This is a genomic window from Neoluteolibacter marinus, from assembly GCF_014904755.1.
GTDB classification, from domain to species: Bacteria; Verrucomicrobiota; Verrucomicrobiia; order Verrucomicrobiales; family Akkermansiaceae; genus Haloferula; species Haloferula marina.
Genome location: NZ_JACZFQ010000021.1, coordinates 84,305 through 105,785, shown reverse-complemented (window position 1 = coordinate 105,785; position 21,481 = coordinate 84,305). Strand labels below are relative to the sequence as shown.

12 protein-coding genes and 1 tRNA gene are annotated in these 21,481 nt (G+C 65.0%); 7 read left to right on the top strand and 6 right to left on the bottom strand.

What is annotated here, in order from left to right; translation table 11 throughout:
• Positions 1-25: 25 nt before the first annotated feature.
• Together IG178_RS05550 and pdxH are read right to left on the bottom strand one after the other, a co-directional pair.
• Complete coding sequence (locus IG178_RS05550) at positions 26-1,129, bottom strand: ECF-type sigma factor (protein ID WP_193211532.1); 1,104 nt, start codon at positions 1,127-1,129, stop codon at positions 26-28.
• Between the two features lie 90 nt (positions 1,130-1,219).
• On the bottom strand, positions 1,220-1,855 hold the full coding sequence (pdxH, locus tag IG178_RS05545; protein ID WP_193211531.1) for a pyridoxamine 5'-phosphate oxidase: 636 nt from the start codon (positions 1,853-1,855) through the stop codon (positions 1,220-1,222).
• 97 nt (positions 1,856-1,952) lie between these two features.
• On the opposite strand from pdxH, the gene IG178_RS05540 reads away from it, so the two are divergent.
• Positions 1,953-2,519 (top strand): hypothetical protein, encoded by a 567-nt coding sequence (locus IG178_RS05540; RefSeq protein WP_193211530.1) that lies wholly within the window; start codon positions 1,953-1,955, stop codon positions 2,517-2,519.
• A 138-nt stretch (positions 2,520-2,657) separates the two neighbouring features.
• Here IG178_RS05540 and IG178_RS05535 read toward each other — a convergent pair whose 3' ends face one another.
• Positions 2,658-6,302: a PQQ-dependent sugar dehydrogenase gene (locus IG178_RS05535; RefSeq protein WP_193211529.1), complete on the bottom strand. Its 3,645-nt coding sequence runs from the start codon at positions 6,300-6,302 to the stop codon at positions 2,658-2,660.
• 138 nt (positions 6,303-6,440) lie between these two features.
• On the opposite strand from IG178_RS05535, the gene IG178_RS05530 reads away from it, so the two are divergent.
• The 6 genes from IG178_RS05530 (at position 6,441) to IG178_RS05505 (ending at position 13,861) form a co-directional block, all read left to right on the top strand.
• Positions 6,441-7,412: an AEC family transporter gene (locus IG178_RS05530; protein WP_193211528.1), complete on the top strand. Its 972-nt coding sequence runs from the start codon at positions 6,441-6,443 to the stop codon at positions 7,410-7,412.
• Positions 7,413-7,479: 67 nt separating this feature from the next.
• Positions 7,480-8,295, top strand: coding sequence for an IclR family transcriptional regulator (locus tag IG178_RS05525; RefSeq protein ID WP_193211527.1), 816 nt, complete (start codon positions 7,480-7,482; stop codon positions 8,293-8,295).
• Complete coding sequence (locus IG178_RS05520; RefSeq protein ID WP_193211526.1) at positions 8,292-11,249, top strand: PSD1 and planctomycete cytochrome C domain-containing protein; 2,958 nt, start codon at positions 8,292-8,294, stop codon at positions 11,247-11,249. Before IG178_RS05525 ends, IG178_RS05520 begins: the two co-directional genes overlap by 4 nt.
• Positions 11,250-11,251: 2 nt before the next feature.
• A complete protein-coding gene (locus tag IG178_RS05515; protein ID WP_193211525.1) occupies positions 11,252-12,706 on the top strand; it encodes a DUF1501 domain-containing protein in 1,455 nt (484 codons plus the stop codon).
• Positions 12,707-12,756: 50 nt separating this feature from the next.
• Positions 12,757-13,683 carry an ACP S-malonyltransferase gene (gene fabD, locus IG178_RS05510; RefSeq protein WP_193211524.1) on the top strand — a complete coding sequence of 309 codons (927 nt, stop codon included), beginning with the start codon at positions 12,757-12,759 and terminating at the stop codon, positions 13,681-13,683.
• A 101-nt stretch (positions 13,684-13,784) separates the two neighbouring features.
• A tRNA-Asp gene (locus IG178_RS05505) sits at positions 13,785-13,861 on the top strand.
• 265 nt (positions 13,862-14,126) lie between these two features.
• Here the strand turns inward: IG178_RS05505 and IG178_RS05500 are convergent.
• The 3 genes from IG178_RS05500 to IG178_RS05490 are packed head-to-tail and all read right to left on the bottom strand — an operon-like array spanning position 14,127 to position 21,156.
• Positions 14,127-14,633, bottom strand: coding sequence for a hypothetical protein (locus IG178_RS05500; protein WP_193211523.1), 507 nt, complete (start codon positions 14,631-14,633; stop codon positions 14,127-14,129).
• Positions 14,634-14,640: 7 nt separating this feature from the next.
• Positions 14,641-16,140, bottom strand: coding sequence for a DUF1501 domain-containing protein (locus tag IG178_RS05495; protein ID WP_193211522.1), 1,500 nt, complete (start codon positions 16,138-16,140; stop codon positions 14,641-14,643).
• Between the two features lie 21 nt (positions 16,141-16,161).
• Complete coding sequence (locus IG178_RS05490) at positions 16,162-21,156, bottom strand: DUF1800 family protein (protein WP_193211521.1); 4,995 nt, start codon at positions 21,154-21,156, stop codon at positions 16,162-16,164.
• Positions 21,157-21,481 lie beyond the last annotated feature (325 nt).

The window sequence follows — 21,481 nt, the reverse complement described above, 5'->3', positions numbered from 1 at the left end:
AACCCAAAACGGCCCGCCGGCGTCCCTAATCTCCCACGCGGTAGAAAGCTTTCGACGAGCTGGCTTTCGGCGGCGGGGAGAAATCGATGAAACTGTCGGTCGACGCCGCCGGCTGGTAGGTGTCGACGATGTCCGGGAAGGTCGCGAGGTCGGTGCCGCGGACGAGTTTGTAGGTCTTGTTGACATTGAGCCCGCGGACCACGACCTCGACCTTGGTAACCTGGCCGGTGCCATCCCGGGTGGTGATGACATTGACAATCTGCAGGTTCGGCGCCGGTGAGTCCGGATCGAGCGGGTCGGTGCCATCGGTGACCTCGATGTCGGCGCTGGTCGCAGCGTCGCCGCTGTCGTCCGGGTCGAGGCCGTGGGCCAGCTCCCAGTCGTCGGGCATGTCATCCATCTCGGCATCGAAGTCGACGAGACGGGCGCGGACGTTGTCGAAGTGGATGTTCCGCACGGAAGTGCCGCCGGCCAGGTTCTTGATCGAGGCCATGGTCAGGCGGATCTTGCGGGTTCCGACGGGAGGGTAGGCGGCCTGCTGGATGGTCTTCCAGACCGGGCCGTAATTGCCGGACTCGAAGACGGAACGGTAGCCGAGGTCGTTGTCCGATGCGTCGAGGAACTCCAGGGTGACCATCGACTGGTCCGCGACGTCGTTGTCGAAGACCGCGAAATCCAGGAAGACGGTCTGGGCACCTTCATCGATCGCGGATGCCAGGGACGAAACGTCGATCACCTGTCGCATGCTCATCGACGCGTCGATACCGCCGACGTAGCCGCTCGGGTCAACATCCGGTTCATCGTCATCGGCGGGCTTGCTTTCGGCATAGTCCACCGGGACCTGGCGGAGCTTGCCGGCGTGCTTCTGGCGCCGGGTGCGGCGTGCCCGGTCGATGAGGATCCGCCGCATGGTTTTCGCCGCCGCGGTGCAGAAGTGGGTGGAGTTGCGCCAGACCTGGTCGCGTCCGCCGTGCATGCGGAGCCACGCCTCGTTGGCCAATGCGGTCGGCTGCAAGGTGTGCCCGGCCCGCTCGAAGACCATCCGCTTCCCGGCCATCGCCCGGAGCACCGGATAAAGTTGTCGCACCGCCTCGTCGGAGTCGTGGGAGAATTCGTCGTCTCCTTCCATGGTCGCCAAAATTAGTATGACAACTCCGTTTGCTCAAGCGAATCGTTTCCAGGATGTTCCGGCCCGATTCCTCCGTCGCGGGCACCGGCATCAGGGCGACAAGCGGGAGACATCCCAGCCGTCTCCCGCTTTCACATAGAGGAAGCGGTCGTGGATGCGGGCCGGGCCCCCCTGCCAGAATTCGATCGATTCGGGAACAACGCGGAATCCGCCCCAAAAGGAGGGCAGCGGAATCTCGCCGTGGCTGAACTTGTCTTTGATCTCACCGAGCTTCTGCATCAGCAGCTTGCGCGACGAGATCACCGAGCTCTGGCTGGAAACCCAGGCGCCGAGCTGGGACTCGCGGGGGCGGGAGGTGAAGTATTTCAAGGACTCGGCGGTCGAGACCTTTTCAGCCCGGCCCTGGACGATGACCTGGCGCTCGAGCGTGATCCACGGGAACAACAGCGAGACCTGGGGGTTTTCCGCGATGTGGCGGGCCTTGCGGCTTTCGTAGTTGGTGAAAAAGACGAAGCCGCCGTCGTCGAAGTACTTCAGCAACACGGTGCGGAGCAGGGGGCGCCCGAGGGCATCGGCCGTGGCGAGGCTCATGGCGTTCGGCTCGTGGAGCCCGAGCTCGACGGCCTGCTGGAACCAGGTCTTGAACTGGACCATCGGCGAGACGTCGAGGTCTTCGCGGTGAAGGCCGCGGTCGGAGTACTCCTTGCGGAAATCGGAAAGGTCCATGGGCGGGAAGTAACGGGGCCGGCCGGGAAGTGCAAGGGGGACGGTGGACTGAGGATCCCGCTTGCTTGGCTGGCCGCGGTGAGGGCAGTTTGATGCCATGGAAGAGAATCCCTACCAGGTGCCGGCGGTCGAGGAGGTGGTGGCACCCGTGGCCAGCGACGCGGAAGCGGTGCGTCAGGCTCACATCAAGCACGAGGCGTCGGTGAAAAGCATCGGGACGCTCTTTTTTCTCGGCGTGATCGTGATGGTGGTGGGATTTATCTCCCTGGCGGCCCGGGCCTCCTCCGAAGATGTCAGCCGGGGCATCGGTGGCTTGGAGGCGGTAATCATCCTGATTGTTCTCGGATTGCTGGTCGCCCAGGTTTTTGTCGGCTGGGGCCTTCGTCGCCTGAAACCGTGGTCACGGATCGCCGCGACGGTGTTTTCGGTGATCGGTTTGATCCAGTTCCCGGTGGGGACATTGATCGGGATCTATTGCCTGGTCATTTTCTACAGCAAGAAGGGAGCGATGGTTTTCTCACCGGCTTACCAGGAGATCATCGCACAGACCCCGCATGTGAAATACCGGTCGAGCAGGCTGATGAAAGTGATGCTGGTGATCGCGATCCTGCTCGCGCTGCTGGTGTTCGGCTCGATCACCTTCGCCACGCTTCGGAACCGCTGAAGCACCGCAAATGAAATCCCTCCGGCCCTTGCGGACCGGAGGGATGGACCATCCGAACACCAGGAAAAACAAAAGGGGTGATCCTCCGGAACTTAGCAGAGTGGCGGGTGTCCGTCCACCATGCGATGACGGAACATTTCAGGGTTTGTCTCCGCTGATCGTGACTCTGCGGAACTCCGCCGGGTCGTCGCAGGATCCGATGCCGAGCCGGCCGGCGGGAAAGGCGGTGTCGGTTGCGGTCATCACGGGCGTGGCGAGGTTGTCGACGTGGACGGAGATCGATCCGTTGGCGTTGTGGACGACCCGCAGTGTTTGCCAGTCCGATCCCAGGACGGGAGGCGGGACGGCCGGTGACTGGATGGGAGTGGCGGTGTCGCCATCGACCTTGATGATCGCGTTCCGGGTGATGCCGTCGGAGCTTGAACTCAGGGGAACGTAGTAGAAGTGGGTTTCATCGACGTAGCCGAAGATCAGGACGATGTCGCGCTGGGTGGTGGATGCCGGCCGCAAGGTCCGGGCTTCGACGGTGAGGGTGGCATTTCGCCAGTCCCCGGGCAGAAGGGCGTAGCCGCTGGGGCGCTCGACCATGCCGGACACCTGGAGCCCGGTCGCCGTGAGGGTCAGCCGGCCGGGTTCGAAGGACCATGCGCTGGAGGCCAGGAGCGTGATCCCGGCCGGGAGATCGGGACCGGGGAAGTCCGTGGTCCAGGAGGACGCGTGGTAGCTGCGGCGGGACAGCTCGGCGGCTTGGAAGAACCGGCGCTCGTGCGCGATCGGCACGGTCAGCTCGCGCCATTTTGCGTCGCCCTCGACCGACGGGCCGAGCGGCAGCCAGCCCTTCAGGTCGGCGGATTCGAAAAGCTGGAAGGCGCGGTTCACTGAGGTCGGATGGCCGAGAACGATCGAGTTCCCGCTGCGGGCCAGGGTGGTGGGCTGCCAAACCGGAGCCAGCGGATCAATGAGGCTCTGGCCTTCGAAGGCATGGAGGTCGTCGAGATGAATCGCCTGATTGTCGGCGCCGCTGCTGCTGGAGGCGATCGACAGGAAGTGGGTGATCGGGCTTTCCGCCTGGCGGCGGAAATGGACGGGAGGCCCGAGCGCGACGGGGCTGTGGTGGCTGTCGTCCTGGACATAGGCCTGCCAGACCTGTCCACCGGAGGCGGCCCCACGGTTGTTGGCGACGATCCAGACCTTGTGCCAGAGATTGCTTTCAAGGGCCGGGATGGTCGCATCGGTGAAGCCTTCGACGCCGGCCGGGCCGTCGTAGAGATGAAGGGTTCCGGGAGTGGGACTTGCATCGATCAGTAACTGCGGCGCGAAGTCGTCTTCCGTGAAATTCGCCGGGTCGGCGGGCGCGGTGGCACTTGCCCCGAGGGAGTGGTGCAGGTTTCCGCCCTCGAGCCGGAGGCGGAAGAAGAGCGTCAGGGTCCGGCTGACCTGGGTGTCGAATGGCAGGCGCTTGGCCGCGATCGCTTGCGGGTTGGGGACGCCCGATGCTCCTGCGGCCCGCCGCAAGTAGTGGTTGCCGGACGGCTCGGTGACGATGCTGACGGCTTGGTCGCCGACGCCGGGAAGATCCCAGCTTTCCAACGGATTTTCGCCTTCGAAGGCATCGACGAGGCGCCAGTCGGCGGTCCTCGGGTCGGTGAGATTGAGGTGGCTGGTGTCGGTGTGGAGGTCGTCGAAATACATCTCGGTACCCGGTCCCATGTGCCAGAAGAAGGTCTGGAGGGCGGAGGTGGTGCCGGACGAAAAACGGACCCCCGATTTGACCAGGGTCGGGACACCCAGTTCACCGCCCTGAAGGTAGAGGTCGAACTTGTCTCCCGAGGTTCCGGCGGCGTTGTTGACGTCGAGCCAGGCGGAATACCAGACGTCCGGCCGGACGGGGGCGGCCTGGAGGTAGGTCGAGCTGTCGCGCACCTCGAGGTAGCCGCTTTGGCCCGATGACCGCAGTCGGACGCGGAAGTGGCTGGAGGTCGATGGCTCGGCCTTCTCACTGAGACCCCAGTGGGCGTCGTGGTTCTGGTCGCGGAGGAAGAAGCGGAAGAAAACGGTGGCGCGGCTGCCGTCGGGGATGGGTGGGATCGGCAAGCTGGCGTTGAGGGTGGTGCTGCCGGCGGAACGGATGCGCAGGACGCGGTTGACCGGTCCCTCGGCGGGATCGTTGACGATCTGGGCCGAACTGCCGGGCGTCGAGGTGCTGAGGTCCGCGACCGATCCCGATTCGAAGTCGGCGCCGACCGTCCAGTCGGCGGCGGTGCCCGCGGGAGGTGGAGGGGCGCTCGACGCATCCGCTTGGATGCGGTAGATGGTGCCGTTCTGCTTGGAGAGCAGGTAGAGTTCGCCATGGTGGTCGATCCCGAACCTCAGGTCGGCGCGGCTGGCCCCGAGGATGGTGCGGAAGGTGGTGGCAACGCCGTTGTATTTGATGGCGAGGGTGCGGGCGGCAACGGGCGTCTCGCCGGTATCGGTGACGGCCGGCCGGTTCATCGCGGCGACCGGGGCGACGAAGAGATCCCCGCTGACATTGTCGCCGAAGAGATACTGGCCCTGCAGGTAGGGGATCGATGCTCCTCGATAGACATGGCCGCCGATCAGTGCGGCGCGGCCGTCGTCGTGGTCATACTGCGAGACCGGATAGGCGTAGCCGCCCGACTCCGGTGCGGGCAAGGGGTAGACGTGGGTCTTGTCGGCGGCGGTGAAAAGGAACGATCCCTCGCGGGACGGCCAACCGTGGTTGGACCCTTTGCTGACCAGTTCGACCTCCTCCACCATGCTTTCGCCGATGTTTCCGCAGAGCATTTTCCCGTCGTCCCAGGTGATGCGGTGGGGATTGCGGAAGCCGTTGGCATAGATCTCACGGACCACCGGAAAGCCGTCGCCGGGAGTGGGATCGGCGGCTCCGAAGTAGGGGTTGGCATTCCAGGTCGCACTGGGGATGTAGTAGTTGCCGTTGGCGGAAAGCGAGAAGTCGGCCGCTTGTTGGCCGTCCGCCAGGATCGGGGCGATGCGGAGGATCGATCCCAGCGGTGAGTCGATGCGGCCGATGTTCTCCGGGAGATCGATGACCACCGAGCCGCCGTCGCCGAGGCAGAGGAAGAGGCAACCGTAGTTTTCCGTCCCCGGGCTCGCCGTCGGGTCGAAGGCGATTTCCTGCAGGTCGTGGTAGTTGTAGGGGAAGCCGAAGCGGATGAGCTCGCGGCGGGTCGCGTTGGTCGGGCTGATGGCGCTGGCGCCGGGGGCGAACAGGGTCCACTCCGTGACGATCCCGAGCTGCGACAGGTTAGGGTTGAGGGGCCCGGTGAAGTCGGGCTCGCGACCGTTCACCGTCTCGCTGTGCGCGGTGTAGAGCTTTCCGAAACCCGGTTTGCCCGCTTGGTTGAATTCGGGGTGGAAGGCGAACGACGAGAAACCGGTGCCGAGTCCCGGGGTATGGATGAACTTCGGGAAATGGTCCGCAAGGTTGAGGTAGAGCGTGGCGGATGATGCCGCGTTGTCGCTGATCGCCCACATTTTGCCGCGGAGGTCGTTGCAAAACAAACGGCTGTCCCCGGGGCAGGGCTTGAGGTGGTTGATGCGCGCCTTGGGGCTGCCGGAACTGCTGGCCGGAATGGTGATCCAGGGACTGAGTTCGACCGAAAGGCCGGACGACGATGGGTCCGGCAAGGGGTCGGAAAGCGCGCCGGTCGCAGCCGCCGCGTGGCGGGCCAAGGCTCCTGCGGCCAGTCCGAGGGCGAGGAAAAGCGGTCGTAGCGGGATCGTTCCAGCGGGGGCTGTCAACGTGGGCACAGGTGGTTCATTCCAACATCCGATCTATCAAGCAAGGTGAATGATCTAACCATTAGATCCGGGCGGCGAAGTGGTGGAATCGGGTGATCCGGCTTGTGGTCCGCGGGGCGGCTGGAAATGCTCCGCGCCGTGGATGCATCGAAGGTGGTTCTCGCGGCGGTCCTGCCGGTCTATTTCCTGATCCTCGCGGGCGCGGTGCTGCGCCGCCTCGGCGTCTTGACCCGGGAACAGGACGAACCGGTGTTCCGGCTGGTGTTCAATGTCCTCTACCCCTGCCTGATCCTCGACAAGATCATCGGCAGCGACAGCATCCGCCAACCGTCCTCGGTGCTCTGGGGGATCGGCCTCGGCTTCGCGCTGACGGTGTTGAGCTTCGGCGGTGCCTGGCTGGCCGCGGGCGCGCTGCGGCTCCAGCGCGGCGCGGGCAAGCGCACCTTCACCCTTTCGGCCGGCGTCCAGAACTTCGGCTACACCGCCATTCCCGTGGTGCAGCAGGTGTGGGGCGTGGGCGCCACCGCGATGCTTTTCGTCCATAATCTCGGCGTGGAGCTGGCGATCTGGTCGGTGGGCGTGATGCTGATTTCGGGCGACAAGCAGATTCCCTGGCGGCGGATGGTGAACGGTCCGGTCATCTCGGTGTTGCTGGGATTGGTGCTGGTGGGCAGCGGATTGGACGGGTTTTTGGCCAAAGGAGATGCGGGCGAGGTGCATTCCATCGGCGGGCCCCTGCGGCAGGCGATGAGCTGGCTGGGGGCGGGGGCCTTTCCGGTGGCGATCCTGATCACCGGCGCCCTGATGATGGATTTGGTCGGGGAGGAGCGGCCTTCCAAGCGGATCGTGATCGGCGGCTGCGTGGTGCGGCTGGTCGTGTTACCGCTTTTCCTGCTGGCGATGGCAAAATTCCTGCCGGCCCCGGTGTCGCTCAAGCAGGTGCTGGTGGTGCAGGCCGCCATGCCGTCGGCCATGACCCCGATCATGCTGGCGAAGATCTACGGTGGTCGCCCGGGCGTTGCGGTTCAGGTGGTTATCGCCACCACGCTGGTCAGCCTGATTACCTTGCCCTTTGTGATTGTCTGGGGCACCCGCTGGCTGAATTTGTGATAGCCAACACCGTTTGGATCTGTATGACGGGTGCAATCCCGTTTGAAATACGGGTCGATCGTTCCATATGACAAACGAAACCGATTGGGACAGTGGTGAAAACCCGCGTGCCCGTTACATTGTTCCGAATCTCGATCGCGCCTTGGTGATGCTGGAGCTGTTGAGCACCCGGCCCGAAGGCATCAATGTCAGCGACCTCGGCGTCGAACTGAAGATCCCGAAAAACAGTGCGTTTCGCATTGCCGTGACCTTGGAAAACCGCGGCTTCCTCGAGAAGGTGGAGAACACCAAGCGCTACCGGCTGACCCCGCGCCTGCTGGTGCTCGGGGCGATGTCAGTGACTGACGCGAACCTTTTTGAAAAGTCGATCGATGTGATGCGCCGCTTGCGCGACGTCACCGGGGAGACCGCGCTGCTCGGCACCCTGGCGGACGACGAGGGCGTGGTCCTCGACCAGGCGCTGGGCACCCATCACTTCAAGTTCGCGGTGGATCCCGGCACCCGCTTCTGCCTGCACACGGCGGCGCCGGGCAAGGCGATGCTGGCGGGCTTGCCGGAAGACGAGCGCAAGCAACGGGTGGCCCGGCTGAAGATGCCGCGTTTCACTCCCAACACGATCACTTCGCACGAGGAGTTCCTCGAACACCTCAAGGAAGTCGCCGAGCGCGGCTACGGCTTCGACCTGGCGGAGGAGATGGAAGGCCAGACCTGCATCGGCGCGGCCATCCGCGGAGCCACCGGCGGCGTGATCGCGGCCCTGTGGATCACGGCCCCGTCGTCGCGGATCCCCGACAGCCAGCTTGATGCCTTCGGTGCCGTCGTGAAGGCACATGCCGACGAAATCTCGGGCCGATTCGGCGCCGTGCTTTCGCAGACTGCATGAGGCGCGGCATCGCCATCGCTTTCGGCACGATAGGAATCGCGGCGTCGTCCGGTGCCGTGGAAAGCGATGGCGTGCAGTTCTTCCGCGAGGAGGTGAAGCCGATCCTCGAGCAGAACTGCTTCAAGTGTCACGGCGGCCTCGACGAGAAGGGGACCCCGAAGGTCCGGGGCGGCTTGCAGTTGATCAGCCGCCGCGGGCTGCTCCAGGGAGGGGATCACGGGGCGGTCTTCGACGAGGCTGAACCGGATCGCAGCTTGCTGTTGCGGGCGGTTTCCTACGAGGACGAGAACCTGCAGATGCCGCCCCGCGGCAAGCTCGCCGACAGCGATCGGGAGAAGCTCCGGCGTTGGCTGTCGATGGGGGCGCCGTGGACCCCGGAGGATGCGGAGCGCCTGGTGGAGGTGCACGATCCGCTGGCGGGAGTCACCGTGGTCAACGAGAAGACCCGATCCCACTGGTCCTACCGCCCGATGGTGCGGGTGGAACCGCCGGTGTCGTCGGATCCGGAGTGGAACCTGAACCCGGTTGACGCGTTCATCCGGGCGAAGCTCGACGAGCAGGGGCTGGTGCCGGTCGGCGAGGCCCCGCGCGCGGTCTTGTTGCGGCGGTTGTCGTATGACCTGACCGGGCTACCGCCAACCCTCGCCGAAATCCGCGACTTCGAGGCGGACGGTTCGCCCGACGCCTGGAAGAGGCAGGTTGACCGCCTGCTGGGATCGAGCGCCTACGGGGAGAAATGGGGCAGGCACTGGCTCGATCTGGTGCGCTATGCCGAATCGAACGGCTTCGAGCGCGACAACGACAAGCCCTACGTCTGGCGTTACCGGGACTACGTCATTCATAGTTTCAACGAGGACAAGCCCTATGACCGCTTCGTTGCCGAGCAGATTGCCGGCGACGAATTGCCGGACAAGACGGTGGATTCGCAGGTCGCAACCGGGATGTTGCGGCTGATGGCATGGGACGATGATCCCGCCGATCCGGTGCAGAACTACCACGACGTCCTGGACGACAACGTCCGGACGGTGACCGAGGGCTTCCTCGGGTTCACCGCCGGCTGTGCGCGTTGCCACGACCACAAGGGCGACCCGATTCCCCAAACCGACTACTACCGGTTCGCGGCGTTTTTCCGCGGGATCGAACCGATGGGCCGGGGAGGACGGCAGACGAAGGTCATCGAGACACCGGAACTGGTCGAGGCCCGTGACCTGCAGCTGGAAAGCCTCTCGATGGAAGAGGAGGGGATCCGGCGGCAAATGGATGCCATCGAGGAGACGGCCTTCGAAAGTGTCAGCCGCACGCGATCGGACATCGCCGAGCGGGTGACGAAGCTGACGCCGATGAGCCGCTGGTTGATCACCGACGGCCGGCTGCGGCCGACGATCTGGCACTACACCGAGGAGTATCCAGGCGACCAGTGGTCGAGGGTCGGCTTCAGGGCGGAGCAGGAAGGCTGGCGGCAGGGGCCCGCGGGCTTCGGCACGGCGGCGCCGGGCGTCCAGGCCCGCACGGTCTGGACGGGACCGGAGATCTGGCTGCAGACGACCTTCGGATTGGAGTCCCTGCCCAAGTCGCTGCTGCTGCATCTCTATCACGACAATGCCATCGAGATCTACCTGAACGGCCAGCCGGTCCTGCACCGCGAGGGCTGGTCGACCGAGTATGCGAAGATCCCCGCGCCGGCGGCTTTCATGGCGGCCCTGCAAACCGGACGCAATGTCCTCGCGGTGCACGTGAGCCAGGACTTCGGCGGCCAGTTCTTCGACCTCGGGATCGAGATCGATGCGATCACCCGCAGCGACATCGTGCTCAACCCCGAGTTCGGCTCGGTGGGCGCGGCCGAGCGCGAGGCCTACCGGCTCGCCAGCGAGCGGATGGAGGAAATCCGGGAGCTCAGGAGCTCGGCGGGGGTCGAGGCGATGGTGATCACCGAGCGCAAGGAGATCCCGCCGACCCACGTGATGATCCGCGGGAATGCCCACTCGGAAGGAGAGGTGGTGGTCCCGGGCTACCCGGCGATCTGGGGCGGGGAAGACGCGTCGATTCCTCCCGAGTCCGGCGATGCATCGTCGAGCGGCCGTCGCCTTGCGCTAGCGGAGTGGCTGACCCGGCCGGACAACCCGCGCACCGCCCGCGTCATGGTCAACCGGATCTGGCAGCATCATTTCGGACGCGGCATTTGTCCCACTCCCAACGATTTCGGTTTCCTCGGCATGCCGGCGACTCATCCCGAGTTGCTCGATTGGCTCGCCACGGAGTTCGTCGCCCGGGGTTGGAGCATGAAGGCGATGCACCGCTTGATCCTGAATTCCAAGGCCTACCGGATGGCAAGTTCGTCGAAACCGGCGAACGCCGCGGTCGATCCCGACAACAACCTGTTCTGGCGATTCAATCCACGGCGCCTGGCGGCGGAGGAACTGCGGGATTCGATCCTGACCGTTACCGGCGAGCTGAATCCCGAGATGGGCGGTCCGAGCGTCTTCGTGCCGATGCCCGAGGAGGTGCTGGCGACCTCATCGACGAAGGAGGGCAAATGGGGCTTCAGTCCGCCCGACCAAGCCAACCGGCGCAGCATCTATGTGAAGATCAAGCGCTCGCTGCTGCCGCCGATGCTCACGGACTTCGATTTCGCGGAGGTGGACAATCCGTGCCCCGTCCGCTTCACGACCACGGTGCCGACCCAGGCGTTGGCGATGCTCAACAGCGAGTTCATCCATGATAAGGCGGCGGCCTTGGCGGCACGGTTGCAGGCCGAATGTCCGGACGACTTGCACGCGCAGGTTGTGCGCGCCTTCGAGCTGGTCCTGACCCGCGAGCCGGAAGAGATCGAGATCATCCGTGCCCTCACCTTGATCCACACGCTCAAGGCGGAGGGCCAGCTGACGCCCGGGGACGCGCTCCAGCGTTTCGCGCTCGCGATGTTCAACCTCAACGAGTTCATCTACCTCGACTGACCATGAGTGTCCTGTCCAGCAACGGCGGGTTTTGTCGCCGCATTCATCGCCGGGAGTTCCTGCATCAGGTGGGCGGAGGCTTCACCTCGCTCGCGCTGGCCGGGATGCTGTCGCGCGATGGGGCCTTCGGCGCGGAGCCCGGGTTCGGGAATCCGCTGTCGCCGAAACAGCCACAGCTCGCCGCCAAGGCGAAGTCGGTGATCTTCCTGTTCATGTATGGCGGTCCCAGCCACGTCGACACCTTCGACTACAAGCCGAAGTTGTACGATCTGGATGGCAAGACGGTGGCCATCAAGACCTTCGGTCGCGGCGGCAAGAAGAACGAGGGCCGGGTGGTCGGTCCGAAGTGGCGCTTCAAGCAATACGGGGAGTCCGGCAAGTGGGTGTCGGAGCTCTTTCCCCACATCGGCAGCTGCGTGGATGACCTCGCCTTCGTCCACTCGATGACCGCCGATTCCCCGATCCACGGGTCGGCGATGCTGATGATGAACAGCGGCTCGATCCTGAGCGGCAAGCCGACGCTCGGTTCCTGGCTCAACTACGGCCTCGGTTCGCTCAATGAAAACCTGCCGGGCTACGTGGTGATGCTCGACAAGACCGGGGGGCCGATATCCGGCGCCAAGAACTGGAGCAGCGGCTACATGCCCGCCAGTTACCAGGGTGTGGTGCTGCGGTCCTCGGGAAGTCCGATCCTCAACCTCTCGAACCGGCCGGGGATGGACCGGGTCCAGCAGCGCTCGCTGCTCGACTTCCTCGGCGACGTGAACGGGGCGCATCTCAAGGGCCGCGAGCACAACAGCGATCTCGCCGCGCGGATCGCTTCGTATGAACTGGCTTTCCGCATGCAGGCGAATGCGCCGGAGGCGATCGACGTCGACGACGAGCCGGACCACGTCAAGCGTCTCTACGGGATGGACGGGACGCGCACCGATGACTTCGCGAGGAAGTGCATCCTGGCCCGCCGGCTCGTCGAGCGCGGCACCCGCTTCATCCAGATCTACTCGGGTGGGGCGCACAACGACGACAACTGGGATGCCCATGGCAACCTGGAGACCAACCACGAGTACCACGCGGGCAACACCGACAAACCGGTCGCGGGACTTTTGAAGGATCTCAAGCAACGCGGCTTGCTCGACGAGACGCTGGTGATCTGGGGCGGCGAGTTCGGGCGCCAGCCCACCGCCGAGTATGCCACCGGCAGCGGGCGCGACCACAACTCCAAGGGCTTCACGATGTGGATGGCGGGCGGGGGGATCAAGGGCGGCGCCAGCTTCGGTGAGACCGACGAGTTGGGCGGCGAGGCGGTCCGGGACCGGGTCCAGGTAAAGAACCTCCATGCCACCGTCCTGCAGCAGATGGGCTTGGACCCGAACCACCTGAGCTACTTCTACGGGGGGCTGGACCAGCGTCTGGTCGGGGTGGAAGGGGCGGATCCGATCCGGGAGATCATTGCCTGAAAGGCCGTGCTTGCTCCGCTCCCTTGTCGCGCCTTAGGACAGGGGGCGCGATGAGTGACGCCGTACTTTTATTCTCAGGACAGGGCGCCCAGAAGGTGGGCATGGGCAAGGATTTCCACGAGGCCTCGGAAACCGCGAGGACGCTGTTCGGGAAGGCCGACGAAGCGCTCGGGTTCAGCCTGTCGTCGGTGATGTTCGAAGGCCCGGACGAGGAGTTGACCCGGACCTCCCGTTGCCAGCCGGCGCTCTACCTGCACGGCCTGGTCGCGCTCGCCCTGCTGAAGGAGCGGGTCGGCAACTTGAACCCGGTGGCCGCTGCCGGGCTTTCGCTGGGGGAGTTCACGGCCCATGCCGCGGCTGGCACCTTTTCCTTCGAGGACGGCCTGAAGATCGTCGCGCGCCGCGGCTTGTTCATGGAGGAAGCCTGCGAAGCCACCGAGGGCTCGATGGCCGCGCTGATCGGAGGCGACGAGGAGTCGGTCAAGGCGCTCGCCGACGAATGCGGGGTCGATGTCGGGAACTTCAATGCTCCGGGTCAGATCGTCCTCTCCGGTCCGGTTGCCGGCATTGACGCCGCTGTTGAAAAGGCCCGCGACCACGGCATTCGCCGCGCCATCAAGTTGAACGTCGCCGGCGCCTACCATAGCCGCCTGATGAAGTCCGCCCAGGACAAGCTGGCCTCCGAACTGGCCGGCGTGCCGATGCAGGCCCCTGCGATCCCCGTGGTCTGCAACTTCGGTGCATCCGTGGTCTCGGAGCCAGGCGAGATCCGGTTGATGCTCGAGAACCAGGTGACCGGATCGGTGCGGTGGACCGAGTCGATCCGCAAGCTCGTGGAAATGGGTCACCGGACCTTCATCGAGCTGGGTCCCGGCAAGGTTCTGGCCGGCCTCGTCGCCAAGATCGAGAAGGACGCGACGGTGTATTCCATTGAGGATCTGGCCTCTTTGGACGCGGTCGCCGAGCAGCTCGGATGAGGGTCGGAAAAAGGTCAGAAAAAGTGAAAAATGATGTTGCACGGGTCGGGGCCTCCCCCTAGCGTCCCGCCCACGCCGCAAGGCGGTCCGACTACCACAAAGGAGCGGTAGTTCAGTTGGTTAGAATGCTGCCCTGTCACGGCAGAGGTCGCGGGTTCGAGTCCCGTCCGCTCCGCCACTCTTTCAAGAGAGAGCCGCCCCGAAACGGGCGGCTTTTTCGTGGTTGGATCGCCGGAGATTCAGCGGGAGCGGGCGGGACTCGAGCCCTGACGAATCCCGCTTCGGGATGAGGCACCCGGTTCGAATGCGCGGGAGCTTCGCGACCTTCCTTCCATCGGCGCAGCCGCTCGGCGGCATGGCCTTGGCAATCCCGTCCGCTCCGCCACTCTTTCAAGAAAGAGCCGCCCCGAAACGGGCGCCTTTTCGTGGCCGTCAGGTCCACTTCAGCGGACGAAATCGTCGTCGGTGTAGAGCTTCCGGTCCTTGCCGGCCGACCGGATCTCCATCCGGGTGCCGCTGAGCTGGTGGAAGAACCACGGGCTGCCCCAGGGGTCGCAGAGTTCACCGGATTCGTTGACGGTCGATCCTTCAGGGACATCGAGCTGGAGTTGCTTGGCATTGTCGCCCTGCAGGGCCGCGGTGATCTCCGCGTTGGTGCCAACCGGATTCCCGCCGAGCGCATTGGCAAAGTCGCGGAACACGAACTCGAGGTTGTCGATGGCATCCCGCACTTGCTGGATCTCGGGACCGGTCAAGCCGGTCGGTATCGCTGTGGGTGCAGGCACGGGCGGGGCGACGTCTGCCGCGGTGATGGCATCGGCGGCGGCGGGGGGCGCCGCTGCAGGAGGAGGCGTGGGAGCCGAGGATACGTGAGTTTCGGATTCCCAAGGGCGCCAGAGCAGCAGGGCGAAGAGGAAGACGGCCAGCAGGGTGACGAGGAGATGCTTCATCGTCCCGTCAGCTCCGCATGAATCCAAGATCCGGCGTGGCGAAGCGCCCGAGGTTGGGGAAGACGACCGGCAGGTGGGTGGCGTCGACCCCGAACCACTTCGCGAGTGTCGCACTGTATTCATCGACGCTGGTCGATGGGATCCAGCGGCCGGTACTGGTGTCATCGGGACCGTTGACCTGGTGCACGGGGAAGGTGCCGAAGGTCCGCTGCCCGGCGACCGCGCCGCTCGCCGGATCGCCGGAACCACCGAAGATGAGATGGTGGCCGCCCCAGCCGTGGTCGCTGCCCTGGCCGTTGGTCGGGAAAGTGCGGCCGAAGTCGGAGGCGGTGAAGCCGACAACGCTGTCGGTGAGGGCGCCTCCGCCGTAAGTCGGATCGGCAGCGATCTGTTCGATGGCGCCTTGGAAGGCGGCGATCGATTCGCTCAGTTCGGCCAGCAGGTTGGCGTGTGAGCCGGTCAGGGGATCGTCGTTGTTGCCGCCGACCTGCGAGGTGTGCGTGTCGTAGCCGTTGACCGAAACGAAGAAGATCTGGCGTTTGATCTTCAACGCATCCCGTCCGGCGATGATGCGGGCGACCATCTTCAGTTGGCGGGCGAGCGAGACATCCGGGAAGGGGACGTCCCAGGTCCAGGCTTCGGTAGGTTCGATGGCCGAGTTCAGCACCGTCCCGGCGGCGATCGCGTTGTCGATCACGTCGCCATAGGCCGAGGCCTGGAGATTGGACTGTGCCAGTTGGGCGAGGCTGCGGACAACTCCCTCGCGCGTCGAACCCGGGGTTGCGCCGGCGAGGGTGACCGCGCCGCTGGTCGAGACGTGGTACTGTTGGACGCTCGCGCCGACCTCGAAGGTGTTGGAACCGGCGATGCTGGTGCAGAGGGAAATCCGCGCCCGCTCCACGGGGTCGAGAAGGAGCTCGTTCTGATAGGGGTGAAGCAGATCGGCAATGCGTCCGCCCCAACCGGTCTTTGGCGGTTGGTCCGGCAGTGATGTCTGCCAGTGGGTGACCTGGTCGGAGTGGGAAAAGAGCTGGGGCGGGAGGGCTACGAGCTTGCCCTTGTACTGCGCCCGGTTGGTCGGGAATACCAAGGGACCGACGTTGAACAGGAGCGCGAGCTTTCGCTCATGGAAGAGACCGGCGAGCTCCGGACACGACGGATGGAAGCCGTATTCGTTGCCGTCGTTGTTCAGCGGGGTCAAAGGCAGGAGCTCGCTTTCAGGGACGGCGAGGTTCTGGCGGATCGCAGCGTAGTTCGCGTGGCTGGCGCCGCGCGGGATCACGAGGTTGTTGCTGTCATTGCCTCCGCTGAGAAAGATGCACACCAGCGCCTTGTAGTCGTCGAAGCTGCCGGCGCCGCCGCCCTGGGCGAGCGCCGAGTTGATCAAACGGAAGTCGCGGATGGTGGACGAGACGGCGAGCGATCCCATCGCCGCGCAGCCGGCGGTGCGGAAGAAGTCGCGGCGGGTGCGGAGGAGGCGGGCGCGGTCTTGTTCGATCGAGGACATGGTCGTTTCAGGGTGAAGCGTTCAGCGTTGGATCGCGCTCTCGGGGGAAACGGCGATGAAGTAGATGACCGCACGCACGCGGTTGCGGCGCTGCGAGTCGCTGGCCGTGGAGTAGGAGATGTTGGCGGTGTTCGAGGTGAAGTTGTAGATTTCGTCTTCCATCGCGCTGCTCATCTGTCCGGCCATCAACAGGGCCGAGAGTTCGCGGATCAGGTCGCGGAGGTTGGCGTCGTCGGTCCAGTAGCCGCTGCCGCCGGGGCGGAGATCCATCCACGGAGCGAAGTCCATCATGATGTCATGGCCCCCCCGCTTGAAGCTGCTGAAGCCGTTGGTGTAACCGGAGGTCAAGCTGGTCGTGCTGCCGGTAGAGTAGATGCCCCCGAACAAGTAGTTCGCCTGCCGGATGACGTTAGTGTCGGAACTGATCTGGAACTCGGGAGTCGTCAGTCCGTTGGCGGCCAGGGTCCCGGGGAACTGGTAGTCGGGCTCGAAGAAATTGAACACCGTCGGCGAACCGAGCGGGGTCTGTCCAAGGTCGGTGTCGGTGTTGCCGACGTTCCAGTCGGAGTAGCCGGAAACGACATCGCCACTGCGGTCGAGGACGGGGCTGAGGGCGGCGGCGCGGAAGGTTCCGTCCAGGTTGTCATCGAGCGACAAGGTGCCGCTGACCGGTTCGAGGGTGTACTTGCGGGCGTCGACGGCGTCGACGGCGACGATGGTGTAGATCCCGTCATCCGGCGTTGAGGTCTGTCCGATTTTCGGGGTGAACCGGATTTCGACTTCTCCTCCGACCCCGAGGCCGGTGACGGTTCCGCTGGTGATCGTGAGTATCGTATTGGCCGTATCGACACCGTCCGAGTCCTGGCGGTAGGAGCCGCTGAGATAGGAGGCGTCGCAATCGCCGCTGCGCTCTGCGGAGTCGGGCGCGGTGACGGTGAAGGTGTTGCTTGCCGGCTCGCTGTCGATGGTCTGGACACCGTCGACAAGAACACCTCCGCCGCCGCTGCGGTAGCGGAGGTAAACCGGTTCGCCGGGAGAGAAGGTGTGGCTGCCGGGCGTGGTGACGGTGATGGTCGTGCCGGACTGGGCCCAGCTGCAGCGGTAGGTGTCCTGGGTCCGGACGGTGAAGCTGGTATCGGTCGGCGGGTAGGTCGTGCTCAGCGCGTAATCGCCGTCGGTTGCGGGAGTGCCCGCGCCGGAGAATCCGAGCAAGACCTTCTGGCTGCCGGTCAGGCGGTGGACGGTCGGGGACGAGTCGACGGTGATCAGCCCGCCGTCCTGGACGTAGGTTCCGCCGAAATTGTTCTCGGGTCGGAAGGCGCGGGCAAGCTGGGTGACTCGCAGCAAGGGCTCGCGCAGCTTTCCGTATCCCGGGGCGGAAGCCGCGACGTTCGAGCGGGCCTCGTAGTCGAGGAGGATCGCCTTGACCACGGCCGCGAGGTCACCCCGGATACCGCTGCCGTTGTCGTTGAATTTGCCGACCACCCGGTGGATGTAGCCGCGGCTGGGGGTCGATGTGACCAGCCGCTGGATCAGTTGACGGCACAGCAGCGGGCCGAGGTTGGGGTGGTTGAAGATTTGGTCGTGCACCGCCTCAAGCTCTTCCCGGGCCAGCGCCTGGAACACCGGCTCTCCGGAGATGGTCGAACTACTGTGGCTGGCGTAGGGATCGAGCGGGACCCCGTTGAGTTCGGGCAAGCCCGGCAGCACGACGTTGTTGAGGATGCGCTTCCTGCCGGTGAAATGACGGGCCGGGACCTCGCGCATCGGCTCGGTCCAGTTGGACGAACCGCTGAAGCTCGTCTTGTAGTCGCCGTCGTATTGGTAGTCCCAGCCGGTGAACACGTGGGCCAGTCCGATGACCGCGTCCTGGTCGTAGACGGGAATCGGCACGCCCTTCGAATTCAGGATCAACGAGCCGTCGGGATGGAAGCGGTAGAGGCCCAGCGAGAACAGCTGTAGGATCTCCCGGGCGTAGTTTTCGTTGGGAATCCTGCCCTTGGTCAGGTCCGGCTTGTCGTTCCGCAACATGTCGAGGTAGCGGCCCATTGCGGGATGGAGGGTCACGGCCTCCAGCAGGTCCCGGGCATTGCCGAAGGCATGGGCGAGCAGGGTGTCGTAGAATCCCGACAGCGCGCTCGCGCGGTTGTCAAGCGGACCGGACTCCGACACCACCATGATCTGGCTGAGGGCGAAGGCGACCCGCTGGCGGAGCTGGTCGTCGGCCTGGACCGAGGTCCGCCACCAGGAGTTGAAGGTTTGCGACCCGGAGAACTCCGAGTTGTTGGGGTTGGTGACGTTGCGGTGCGACTCGACGTAGGGAAGATGCTCGGACACCGGCAAGGCGATTTGATCGTCGATCCAGTCCTCGTAGGATGCCATCGATTGCAATGAGGCAATGTCGTCCGGATTCGCCCCGAAGGTCGCCTGTTGCAGGAACCTCGCCGCCGCCTTGGGGGCGGAGTTCGAAGTGGCGGGTTCGCCCGTCCACTCGGGCGGGGGAGGCGGCGGCGTGAAGGTGGCGGAACCATCGAGGGCGCGGAAGAAGCCTTTGATCTCGCCGCTTGGATAGTTGACGGTATGGACGTTCAGGTAGGCGAACTGGGCGAGGCCGTCGGCGATTTCCTGTGCGGTCAGGCCTCCGACGTCCTGGATTTCCCAGACATAGGAGCCGTCCGCGAGGTGCTCCACGCCGGGTTCGTCGAGGTCGAAGACGATGTTCGACGAGGATGGCAGGCGGGTGTCGTGGACGTGCATTCCCTGGAAGGGCGACCCGAGGTTGCCGAAGGTCGGGGTTACCCAGGCGGTGGTCTTGTCACTGGAGAGGCGGAGCGTGCAGGAACCGTAGGCATTGGTCACGGCTCCGGTCTGAGGGGTCAGGGCGGTGAAATAGAGGGTGCCGTCGGGCGATGAGCCCAGCGCCACGTCCTCGTAGCGCGTGAGGAGATAGCCGGGGATGATTTCCGACGGGCTGTCGTCGGGGTCGCCGGGTTTGGCCCAGGCGAGTGCGAGGTGGTCGCTGCCGCTGCTTTCCTTGTGGAGGATCTCGAGGAAATAGCGCCGACCGGCCTCGAGGTGCAGCAGCGCGGACGGGACGGCATCCGACCAATCGCCGGAACCCGTCGCGACGGTGGTAGCGGCGCGCAGCCACGAATTGACCGGTTCGTCGTCATCGGAAAGGTGGAACTCCGCGGCTTCGTCGGCCCGCAGGAAGAAGCGGTACTCGCCGGTGGCGGGCGCGGTGAGGAAACCGCGGATGCGCGCCCCGTAGTCGTCACCGGTGTCGGCGGGGCATTCCAATGATCCGAGCGGGGTGGTTGAAGCGGGTGCGGTGTCGAGCGGGATGTCGGCCACCTCGGATCCGGCCACGCCCGTCCACAATTCGCGGGTGATGCTGCCGCTGGTCTCGATCACGGTCAGGTCGAGGAAGGCGGACCCGGATCCGTGGGTGTTGGTGGCGGTCAGGGCGACCTGCCATTGACCGGGTGTCACCGGGTCGCCGCTGATCACGCCGCTCACGGGATCCAATGCGAGACCTGGCGGAAGATTGACGGCGGAAAAGAGCGTGGGGCTGCCGCTTGCCTCGATCCGGTAGCTGAATCCGGGAGCCCCGACAAAGGCCCAGGCTTCGAAGGGGCCGAGGATCCGCGGCGGGGTGTCCGGGAACAGGCGGGCCTGCGGGATGACCTCCTTTTCCAGGCTGGCCGACTTCCAAGACAAGGTGGCGCGGCTACGGCCGGTGTTGTTGTAATGCTCGAAGACCACCGGGTAGCGCTTGCCCGCGTCCAAGGCGATGATCGCGCTGCTTTCCCGGGAGGCCGGCCAGTTGTCGATCAGCAGCTGACCGTTGATCCAGACCCGCCCGGCGCTGTCGGTCCGCCCGTAGATCGTGTAGACTTGCGAGAACTCGGGAAGCAACTCGCCTTCCCAGCGGCTGGAATAGTAATCGGTGTAGGGAAGTGTCGTGGTGACCGGCGCTCCGGGCCAAGGCGTCAGGTCGCTGTCGAAGTCGACGACCGGATCGATCCGCGAAATATCCGGGGTCCCGGTGAAGACCGGCTGGTCCCGGGTGTTGTCAGGATGCTTCCAATAGTTCGCGGTGAGACCGGTGCCATTCGCCTGCACGTGGTCGTGGATCAACACTCCGGCCGAATCCGCGGCGCCCTTGGCGTAAGTGGCGCTGGACCCGACCTCGAGGACCACCACCTCGTCGGCTTCGAGAAGGGCGTCGGGAGAGGGGATCAGCGGTACATCCGCGCCGGTGGACGCGAGCGGGATCTCCACGCTATCGGGCAAGGCCTCGTGGTCCGCCGGGCCGGCCGAGCCGGATTGAGCCAAGGACACGACGACCCGGCCGATGCCGCCGGTGCGCTGGATCCGGAACATCCCGGAATTTGCGGCCGGCGATGAGGCGGGCTCGGTGGCATCGTTGTCCGGTGCTGAGATCGTGATCACCGGCTCGGCCTGCAGTTCCATGGTCAGGTGCTGGAGATCGCCCATTCCCATGTGGACGTGATTCATGGCGGGATCGTGCCCGGTCTGGAGCTCTTCCCAGTCGGTCAGTCCGTCGCCGTCGGTATCCGTGTCCGCTACCACGACCCGGAAGAAGGACGGGGATTGAACGGGAGCCGCCGTCGTCGCCGCGAGTTCATCGCCGGTCCCCGGATGAACGCCCGGAAGGATTTGCCAGGAAGCTTCGTCGCCGGGATCGGCGGTAGTCTGGAGCTGATAGACCTTTCCCGCCTGGCTGGGCCACCTCAGCTCGACCTGGCCGCCAAGCAGGGTGATGTCACTCACTGAAAAGACATCGGAAGCCTGGAGCGGGTCGGTGCCGGCCTCGGACTCTTCGCGGTTGCTGCGCCCGTCGCCGTCGTCGTCATTGCCGGGCAGGAGTTCCGCCGGTCGATACTTCGCCTCCCAGACATCGCCCAGGTCGTCGTTGTCGAGATCCAGGTCGGCCCGGGCAGCGGTGCAAAAACAGAGGACGAGCGCGGCGAAGCGGATCGTGCGGTGCATGGCGGTTGGTTGGTGGGAAACCGATCCGCGGGGGGACGCTCCGCGTTTTTGCGGGGGACGTCGGAAAGTTTTTTGGAGTGCGTCATCTGCCAGAACCGGGGAGGGCTGGCGAGACGAAAGTCATCACGCGGAGAAAATCAGACACGCTTGAGTTCAAGTGCGGCATCGCTGGCTCCTCCAGCGCTGTCCGGGTGTCAGCTTGGCGCGGCGGGCCGGGACATCCCGTCCAGGTCTTGCGTCAAGCTGTCGCCGGGCGACGGGTGGCTTCGGGGTGGGTGGATTGATAACCAGTGGCTTGTGTTGCTTCTGGCAGTGGCATGTCGAT

Bases quoted from the DNA above. Each gene is read 5' to 3' on its own strand.
- IG178_RS05550 (WP_193211532.1), bottom strand. From the start codon at position 1,129: ATGGAAGGAGACGACGAATTCTCCCACGACTCCGACGAGGCGGTGCGA.
- pdxH (WP_193211531.1), bottom strand. From the start codon at position 1,855: ATGGACCTTTCCGATTTCCGCAAGGAGTACTCCGACCGCGGCCTTCAC.
- IG178_RS05540 (WP_193211530.1), top strand. From the start codon at position 1,953: ATGGAAGAGAATCCCTACCAGGTGCCGGCGGTCGAGGAGGTGGTGGCA.
- IG178_RS05515 (WP_193211525.1), top strand. From the start codon at position 11,252: ATGAGTGTCCTGTCCAGCAACGGCGGGTTTTGTCGCCGCATTCATCGC.
- IG178_RS05525 (WP_193211527.1), top strand. From the start codon at position 7,480: ATGACAAACGAAACCGATTGGGACAGTGGTGAAAACCCGCGTGCCCGT.
- IG178_RS05500 (WP_193211523.1), bottom strand. From the start codon at position 14,633: ATGAAGCATCTCCTCGTCACCCTGCTGGCCGTCTTCCTCTTCGCCCTG.
- IG178_RS05495 (WP_193211522.1), bottom strand. From the start codon at position 16,140: ATGTCCTCGATCGAACAAGACCGCGCCCGCCTCCTCCGCACCCGCCGC.
- IG178_RS05520 (WP_193211526.1), top strand. From the start codon at position 8,292: ATGAGGCGCGGCATCGCCATCGCTTTCGGCACGATAGGAATCGCGGCG.
- IG178_RS05490 (WP_193211521.1), bottom strand. From the start codon at position 21,156: ATGCACCGCACGATCCGCTTCGCCGCGCTCGTCCTCTGTTTTTGCACC.
- fabD (WP_193211524.1), top strand. From the start codon at position 12,757: ATGAGTGACGCCGTACTTTTATTCTCAGGACAGGGCGCCCAGAAGGTG.